Source organism: Embleya scabrispora DSM 41855 (genome assembly GCF_000372745.1).
Taxonomy (GTDB): Bacteria; Actinomycetota; Actinomycetes; order Streptomycetales; family Streptomycetaceae; genus Embleya; species Embleya scabrispora.
Genome location: NZ_KB889601.1, coordinates 1 through 8,240 on the forward strand (window position 1 = coordinate 1; position 8,240 = coordinate 8,240).

Annotated in this window: 6 protein-coding genes and 2 pseudogenes; 1 reads left to right on the forward strand and 7 read right to left on the reverse strand. The window is 71.3% G+C overall.

The genetic code is table 11. From position 1 onward, the window contains the following. The first annotated feature begins 51 nt into the window (after window positions 1–51). Window positions 52–513 (forward strand): group I truncated hemoglobin, encoded by a 462-nt coding sequence (locus tag A3IC_RS53610; protein WP_040876436.1) that lies wholly within the window; start codon window positions 52–54, stop codon window positions 511–513. A 393-nt stretch (window positions 514–906) separates the two neighbouring features. Here the strand turns inward: A3IC_RS53610 and A3IC_RS73440 are convergent. The 7 genes and pseudogenes from A3IC_RS73440 to A3IC_RS53630 form a co-directional block, all read right to left on the reverse strand. Beyond that, window positions 907–1,488: pseudogene (locus tag A3IC_RS73440) on the reverse strand (universal stress protein); the annotation flags it as partial. Between the two features lie 159 nt (window positions 1,489–1,647). Further along, a complete protein-coding gene (locus tag A3IC_RS53615; RefSeq protein WP_020550067.1) occupies window positions 1,648–2,376 on the reverse strand; it encodes a helix-turn-helix domain-containing protein in 729 nt (242 codons plus the stop codon). A 50-nt stretch (window positions 2,377–2,426) separates the two neighbouring features. Then, window positions 2,427–5,129 (reverse strand): pyruvate, phosphate dikinase, encoded by a 2,703-nt coding sequence (gene ppdK, locus A3IC_RS0110795; RefSeq protein WP_020550068.1) that lies wholly within the window; start codon window positions 5,127–5,129, stop codon window positions 2,427–2,429. Between the two features lie 35 nt (window positions 5,130–5,164). Continuing rightward, a pseudogene (locus A3IC_RS53620) lies at window positions 5,165–5,613 on the reverse strand (type I glyceraldehyde-3-phosphate dehydrogenase); the annotation flags it as partial. Between the two features lie 604 nt (window positions 5,614–6,217). Next, window positions 6,218–6,967, reverse strand: a complete 750-nt coding sequence (locus A3IC_RS0110805; RefSeq protein WP_020550069.1) for a response regulator — start codon at window positions 6,965–6,967, stop codon at window positions 6,218–6,220. Window positions 6,968–7,073: 106 nt separating this feature from the next. Further along, window positions 7,074–7,499 (reverse strand): STAS domain-containing protein, encoded by a 426-nt coding sequence (locus tag A3IC_RS62075; RefSeq protein ID WP_052173392.1) that lies wholly within the window; start codon window positions 7,497–7,499, stop codon window positions 7,074–7,076. A 159-nt stretch (window positions 7,500–7,658) separates the two neighbouring features. Beyond that, window positions 7,659–8,240: amino acid permease (locus A3IC_RS53630; RefSeq protein WP_020550071.1), on the reverse strand; the 582-nt coding region annotated here is incomplete at its 5' end.

Sequence of the window (8,240 nt, forward strand, 5' to 3'; positions counted from 1 at the left end):
CCCGCCTTTCTCGGCTGTCATAGGAGGGACGGTCCCGCCCCGAGGAGTGTCATGAGCATCTACGAGTCCATCGGCGGTGAGCCGGTCCTGGTGGAGGTGCTGGACGGGCTCTACCGGCGCATCGCGCTCGATGCGGACCTCGCCCCGTTCTTCGCGAACCGCGACCTCGACCGGATCAAGGCGCGTCAGGCCGAGTTCCTGGGTCACGCTCTGGGCGGGCCGGTGGAGTACCGGGGCCGCCCGTTGTACAGGCAGCCTTGGGGAGAGGTGGTGTATGACAAGACCCCCTCGATGAAGGACGTCCATCGCCGCGGGTTGTTTCGAATAGGGCAGTCGCACGCCCGAATAGAGCAGTGGCACTTCGCCAGGTTCGTCGAGCACCTGGCGGCGTCGCTGACCGCCGCCGGAGTAGCGGACGAGATCACACAGGAGATCCTCACCGTGCTGGCCCCGCTGGCCGACGACATCGTCACCGGGGAGTACGGGGATGGGGCGCTGATTACCCCAGTCTGACAGAACCCCCGGTGGCAATCGCCGAAGACCGGCTCCAGGGTTCGGGGAGAGAATGGCCCGACGGCCTCGGGGGACGGACCGTCGGGCGCACGGGGCCGCCCCCCCAGGCGGCTCGCGACCGAAGGGCGCCTGGGTCCGGATCGGCTCCAGGATCTCGGCCAGGAGGTGGTCGTGGGTGGCCGCCATGTCCAGCGGGTCGCCGAGCAACGGCGCGACCACACCCGGGAAGTAGCCCGCCATCGCCAGTGTCCACACGTGTACCGGGACCACCCTGGCGCCGATCCGGCGGGCCCGCTCCACGGCGAACTCGATCGCGGGCGTGTCGCTGCGATCCGCGACGCCGACGACGACGCTCGGGGTGTCCACCTCGTCGGCGGCCTCGGGCACGACCACCACCGGGCAGGTCGTGTGCGCGCACACGCGCAGTGACACCGATCCGAGCAGCAGCCCGGCGAAGCCGCCGTGGCCTCGGGTGCCGACCACGATCAGCTCGGCGCGTCGACTCGCCTCCAGGAGCACCTCCGCCGCCGGTCCCTCGACCAGCGATTTCTCGACGGTCAGGTGGGGGTGGGCCGCGCGGCTGCGGTCCGTCGCCTGCTCCAGCAGGGCTCGGGCGCCTGCGCGGACCTCCTCGGCATGAGCGTGCCGACCGAGGGCGGCGGCCGGTACGGCCATCGTCACGTAGAGCGGCAACTTGGCGTCGGCAGCGGTGCGGGCGCCCCAGACGAGTGCGCGTTCGCCACCGGGCGAGCCGTCGTACCCGACCAGGACCCCGAGGTCGGGGAGATGGTTTCGCGTGCTCATGACCTGTCCAATCGTCGACGAACGACCTCTCGGGCGCGAAGCCGGTCCGGCGACATCCGACCCCGCACACTCAGCGTGCGCGCGCTTCGCCGGCGGGCACAGGGCCGGCCGATACCGCCGGACCGGGCCCTTCGGCCCGGTCCCCATCCTCGTGTTGGGCACCAGCGGCATCGATTGCTCCCCGATCCCGGGTCCCACCGGTGTGTACTGCCCGCGCCACAGCGTCACCCCGGAGGTGTTCGTCCCGGCACCGGACGCCCGACCTCGCACACCAGCCGACCGCCCGAGCCTGATCTCCAGGCTCGGGCGGTCGGCCTTTCGGCGGGTTCGTTACGACGACGTGGTTTCGCGTCGACCGGCCGCCCCGTGGTTCGGTGCCCGGCGGCGGGATTCACCGCCGTACCGGCGGGGGCGCAACCGGCGTCCGGTCACGCGGCCGGGGCGGACGCGGAACCACAGTTCGCCGCGGCGGGCGAGCCAGGCACCGCCACCGGTTTCGGCGAGCCTGGCGATCTCGACGGGGTCGGTCACGGGTTCGACCACCCCGACGACCAGTACGCTCCAGCCCAGTCGGGCGTAGCGGTCCACGTCGTCCACCTCGAAGGCCGTCGTTCCCCGGACGTGGGCGAGCGGGGAGTCGGGGCGGGTGGTGAAGACGATGTCCTTCCCATCGGCCACGTAGTTGACGGGAAGCACCCACGGGGTGTGGTCCAATCCCCCGGCGAGCCGGCCGACCTCGTGGGTGGCGAGGCGGGCGTAGCACTCCTTTTCACTCATCGCGATCAGGCTGCGGGTGTCGGGGGAACTGGGGTCCGGCACGTCGAACGCACCGGACATGAGGGCGCTGACCTTGGTTTCCAGCGCCGCCGCCAGGCCGCCGAGGACCGCGCGGGACAACGGGGCGTCTCCGATCTCGAGTTCCACGAGCCGCTTCAGGGGCAGTCCGGCTCGGGCGCAGACGTCCGCCCGGGTCAGGCCCAGTTGCTCACGTCGGGCACGAATGTTGCGGGGTATGTCGACCATGTCGGGAAGGCGGGTGCCGGCCGTCTCGTTGTCCATCGGGTTCTCCTTCGCGACGGGGCCGTCGTGTCGACGCGAACGGTCCTCGGTCAGTTGGGGTCGGGTTGGGTGTTTCCGGGCTCGGTCCGGTCGATCGCGGCCCTGGCGGCCTCCAGGCGGGCGCCCGGAAGTCGGTAGGGCGAGCAGGAGACGTAGTCGACGCCGCTGTCGTGGAAGAAACGGATCGAGTCGGGATCGCCCGCGTGTTCGCCGCATACGCCGATGCGCAGGTCCGGTTTGGTGGTGCGGCCGCGGTCGACGCCGGTGTGGATCAGTCGTCCGACGCCGTCGCGGTCGATGGTCTCGAACGGGGAGACGGGCAGGATGCCGCGTTCGAGGTAGGCGGCGAGGAAGGACGCCTCGGCGTCGTCGCGGGACAGGCCCCAGGTGGTCTGGGTCAGGTCGTTGGTGCCGAAGGAGAAGAAGTCCGCCGAGCGGGCGATCTCGTCCGCGGTCAACGCGGCCCTGGGGAGTTCGATCATGGTGCCGATCGGGCAGTGCACGGCGACGCCGGTGCGTTCGCCAGTCTCGGCGAGCACGCGTTCGACCTCGGTGCGGACGATGCGCAGTTCCGCCTCGGTGGCCACGAGCGGAATCATGATCTCCGCGCGTGGGTCGCCGCCGGCGCGCACGCGGGCGACGACGGCCTCGGCGATGGCGCGGGCCTGGGTGGCGATCAGTCCCGGTACCGCGAGCGCGAGGCGTACGCCGCGCAGACCCAGCATCGGGTTCTGTTCGCGCAGGGTTTCGCCGGCCTCGTGCAGGCGCAGGTCCCTGGGGTCCGGCGTTCGGCCCTCGGCACGTGCGCGGGCGATCCGGACGGCCGATTCGGTGTGGTCGGGCAGGAATTCGTGCAGGGGCGGGTCGATCAGGCGGATGGTGACCGGCAGGCCGTCCATCGCGGTCAGGATGCGGACGAAGTCCTCGCGTTGGAGCGGGAGCAGGGCCTGGAGTGCGGCGTCGCGTTCGGCGTCGGTGCGGGCGAGGATCATGTCCTCGACCAGTCGGCGGCGGTCGCCCAGGAACATGTGTTCGGTGCGGCACAGGCCGATGCCGTGGGCTCCGTAGCGTCGGGCGCGGGCCGCGTCCTCGGGGGTGTCCGCGTTGGCCAGTACGTCCAGTCTGCGGATCTCGTCGGCGTGTTCCAGGCAGCGGGCGACGGCTTCGACGATGCCGGGCGATCGGGTGCCGGTTTCCAGGTAGCGGGTGACCGGGGAGGCGATCAGGGGCAGGGCGCCGAGGTGCACGGTGCCGGCGGTGCCGTCGACGGAGACGACGGTGCCCTCCTCGATCACGGTGCTGTCGGCGGTGGTGAAGCGGCGCCGTTCGGGGTCGATGTCGAGTTCGGCGGCGCCGCACACGCACACCTTGCCCATGCCGCGGGCGACCACCGCCGCGTGGCTGGTCTTGCCGCCGCGGCCGGTGAGGACGGCCTCGGCGGCGATCATGCCGGGCAGGTCGTCGGGACTGGTCTCGTGGCGGACCAGGACCACGTGCTCGCCGGTCCCGGCTCGGCGGACCGCCTCGGCGACGTCGAAGACGACGGCGCCGACCGCGGCTCCGGGCGAGGCCGGTATGCCGTGCGCCAGGATCGGGGTGTCGGGGTCCGCGTCGAAGCGGGGGAAGGTGAGGTGGTCGAGCTGCCGGGCTTCGACGCGCGACAGGGCTTGGGGCCAGTCGATGACACCTTCGTCGACGAGTGCGCAGGCGATCCGGAACGCGGCCTCCGGGGTGCGTTTGCCGACCCTGGTCTGGAGTATCCACAGCCGGCCGCGTTCGATGGTGAACTCGACGTCGCACAGATCGCGGTAGTGGGCCTCCAGCAGGCGCAGGTGTGCGCGCAGCCGGGTGTAGGAGTCGGGGTCCAGGCGTTCGAGTGCGTCGAGCGCGAGGGCGTCGCGCACACCCGAGACGACGTCCTCGCCTTGGGCGTCGGGCAGGTAGTCGCCGTAGACGCCGGGTCGCCCGCTGCCCGGGTCCCGGGTGAAGGCGACGCCCGAACCCGAGTCCGGCCCGAGGTTGCCGAAGACCATGGCCTGGATGTTCACCGCGGTGCCGAGATCGTCGGGGATGTGTTCGCGTCGGCGATAGACTGCGGCGCGTTCGCCGTTCCACGACTCGAACACGGCCACCACGGCGCGTCGCAGTTGCTCGCGCGGGTCCTGCGGGAACTCCTCGCCCGTCGCGTCGTGGACGAGTGCCTTGAATTCTTCCACGATCCCGGTGAGTTGGCGTGTGTCCAAGCCCAGGTCGTCGGTCGCGCCGAGTCGCCGCCGGCGGCGGGTCAACACGTCCTCGAAACGGGCGGCGTCGATGCCCAGGACGGTGGCTCCGTACATCTGGACCAGGCGCCGGTAGGAGTCCCAGGCGAAGCGCTCGCGGCCGGTGCTCTTGGCGAGGCCGAGCACCGATGCGTCGTTGAGTCCGACGTCGAGGATCGTGTCCATCATCCCGGGCATGGAGAAACGGGCGCCCGAGCGCACCGACACCAGCAGCGGGTCGTCGGCCCGGCCCAGGCGGCGCCCGGTGATCTGCTCCAGGCGGCCCAGGTGGGCGGCGATCTCGTCCTCCAGGCCCTCGGGCACGCTCCCGGTGCGCAGGAACGCCCGGCACGCGTCCGTGCCGACCGTGAAGCCCGGCGGTACCGGGAGTCCGAGGCGGGTCATCTCGGCGAGGTTGGCGCCCTTGCCGCCGAGCAGCCCGGCCTGTTCGCGGGAGCCCTCGGTGAAGTCGTACACGTACGCGCTGGTCATGGTCGGCCTTCCTGCGGGTCGTGTGCCGTGGCTGGTCACAGACGGGTGGCGACGTACTCGGTCGGGTCGAGCAGGCGGTTGGTGTAGCCCCATTCGTTGTCGTACCAGCCGAAGTCCTTGACCAAGTCGCCGTTGACCTGGGTGAGTTCGGCGTCGATCACGCATGAGTGCGGGTCGCCGATCACGTCCCGGGAGACGATCGGCGTGCGCGAGACCCGCGGGATGCCGCGCAGCGGGCCCTCGGCCGCCGCGTCGAAGGCGGCGTTGATGCCTGCGACGTCCGTCTCGCGGCGCGGGACCAGCGTCAGGTCGGTGAGCGAGCCGTTCTCGACGGGAACGCGGACGGAGATGCCGTCCAGGGCGCCGGCCGGTTGGGGCAGGACGAGACCGACCGAGCGGGCCGCGCCCGTGCTGGTGGGAATCGGCTCAACGCGGCCGAGCGGGCCCGCCGCAGGTCCTTGCGGGGTGCGTCGAGCACTGACTGGGCGGCCCGTCCGGGGGACGGGTACGTCCTTCCACTGGTGCCGTCCGGCGCCGTGGTACGTCAGGGCTTTCATGGCCGTCCGCCTTTTCGGAGGGGAGCGGTGAGTGCTTTCGCTCTCAGCGTCCTCCCGGGGGCGGGACATGCCGTAGGGCCGAGTGGCCCGATCGGCGGGGGCCGAGCGACACGGACCGTGTCACGTGGCTGCGGCTGCCCGGGTCTTACCTGTGGCGGGGAAGACGTACTCGAAATTCCGGGTGTCCCCGCCGGTCGTCGAATCGACGGTGTCGTGATGGCGGTCACGCCCCTCCGACGGCGGTCGTGATCGGCGGATCACCGCGCGGTCGGTGCCCCCGTCGCCTCGACCGCGGCGACCTCGCCCTCGCCAACTGCCCGCCCGAGGTCGCCGTCGTATTGGACGCACCCGCGTCGACGCGTACTCCACAGCGGGATTCGCCATGGGCGACACCGCGCACGCGTGGATCGAGCGCTCGACGAGGCGTTCGCTGTCACCACGGCCGAGCGGGCCTGGTGGACGAGCGGATTCCCGGCGCACGCTCTCGTCCACGCGTGCGGCCAACGGGTGGTGCGGGCACGGCGGAAACCGTCAACCGCCCGTGCGCGGCGACAGTGTTCCGGCGAAGACGGCCGCTTGCACGCGGCGTTCGAAGCCGAGTTTGTGGAGCATGGTGGAGACGTAGTTCTTGACGGTCTTCTCCGCGAGGTACAGGCGCTCGGCGATCTGGCGGTTCGTCAGGCCCTCGGCGACCAGATCGAAGATCCGGCGCTCCTGGTCGGAGAGGGAGGCCATCCGCGGGTCCTCGTGTGTTCCGGTGCGCACCCGTTCCAGGACCTTCGCGGTCACCGCCGGATCCAGGAGCGACCGTCCCGCGGCGATCTCCCGGACGGCGCGCACCAGTTCACCGCCTCGGATCTGCTTGAGGACATACCCGGCGGCGCCGGCCATGATCGCGGCGAACAGCGCGTCCTCGTCGTCGTACGAGGTCAGGATCAGGGCGTTGATCTCCGGGTGGGACGACCGCACCGCGCGGCAGACGTCCACTCCGCTGCCGTCCGGCAACCGCCCGTCCAGGATGGCGACGTCGGGGCGAAGTGCGGGTATTCGTCGCATGGCTTCGACCGCGGACGCCGATTCGCCGACGATCTCGATGTCTGCTTCGGCGCCGAGCAGGTCGGCCAGGCCACGGCGGACGATCTCGTGATCGTCGAGGAGGAACACTCTGATCGGGGCGGGAGGATTTGTGGTCGCCGTCGATGTCGCGAACGTGCGCGTGGCCCCGGTGGCGCGGGGCAGGCGGGCTCCGGCGACGGCTTCGGTGGTGATCCCGGCTTCCATGGTGTGCTCCCCGAGGGTGACGGACGCGCTCGCCCGATCGGGTCGACGCGAAGATCAGTCTCCGGGCGTGGGAAGTCACGGAACAGGGCCGGTGGACCCGGGACGCTCAGGGCCGAGTGGCCCCCACCCGCGCCGGGACGAAGGGCGGCTCGAACAGGGCGGCGGGATCGACTTCCGTGGGTCGCGACCCGGAAGGCGTCGCGAAGCGGCAGGTGATCGTGTGGTGGAGTCGCACCAGTCGCACGACGCGGGCCGGTTGACCGCGGACTCCGGTCAGGACGAGCGTGGTGTGGGCGCGGGCGCATCGGCGCTGCAGTCGCAGGAACAGGTTGATACCGGAGGTGTCGCAGAAGGCCAGCGCGCCCAGGTCCAGTCCGAGCTCGACGGGCCCGGTTCGGGCAAGGGCGGACAGGGTCGGTTCGATGATCGCCGCGCTGTCCATATCCAGTTCGCCGCGCAGTTCCACAGTGACGTGCCTACCGGCTGACGCCGTGTTGTGGGGTTCGGCCGGGGTCGTCGCGATGGTGATCACGAAGCGCCTCGCTTCCTGGCTGTCGGATCCGCCGGGGCGGTTGCGTGACCAGTCCATCGGGAGTCGCGGACGGTGCCCAGAGGCGGATGGCTCCCGGGCGGGGCCGAAGGTCCCGCCCGGGCTCGGCGACGTATGGGCGACCGCGCACCTGCCGGGTGGTCAAGCGGCGCGCCCCCGGGGCTTCGGGGCCGGGCTCGACGGTGCCGGTAGCTCCGGGGACACGGCCGGAGCGGAGGCCGCCTGCTCGCCGTATTCGCCACGGTCGCGCTTGAGGTAGATGTAGACCGGAATGCCCAGCAGTACGGTGAACAGCCCGTAGTAGACGGTCTGGTAGCCGCTGCCCTGGATCGACCAGTAGGAGAACGCCAGGGCGGTACCGGCAACCGCCACGTCGCGGACGAACCGGCCTCGACTGGCCTGGGGCGCGTGGGTGAGCAGCCAGTACAACTGCGCGGCGGCGGAGAACAGGTAGGGGATGGCCGCCGTCAGGACGCTGAGCAGCACGATGGTGGTGAAGACGTGGTCGAAGCTGCTGTAGGCGGCCACCGTGATCAGTGAGGCCAGGACGGTGGCGGCGAGGATGCCGAAGACGGGGGTGTCGCCGCGCTTGCGGGCGAACGCCTTGGGGAACAGGCCCTCGCGGGCGGCGGCGTAGGGCATCTCGGCGCAGATCATCGTCCAGCCGCCCAGCGCGCCGATCCCGGAGACGATCGCGGCGACCGCGACCGCGTTCCCGGCCCA

Coding starts and splice junctions, on each gene's coding strand:
- A3IC_RS53610 (WP_040876436.1), top strand. CDS start 52: ATGAGCATCTACGAGTCCATCGGCGGTGAGCCGGTCCTGGTGGAGGTG.
- A3IC_RS53615 (WP_020550067.1), bottom strand. CDS start 2,376: ATGGACAACGAGACGGCCGGCACCCGCCTTCCCGACATGGTCGACATA.
- ppdK (WP_020550068.1), bottom strand. CDS start 5,129: ATGACCAGCGCGTACGTGTACGACTTCACCGAGGGCTCCCGCGAACAG.
- A3IC_RS0110805 (WP_020550069.1), bottom strand. CDS start 6,967: ATGGAAGCCGGGATCACCACCGAAGCCGTCGCCGGAGCCCGCCTGCCC.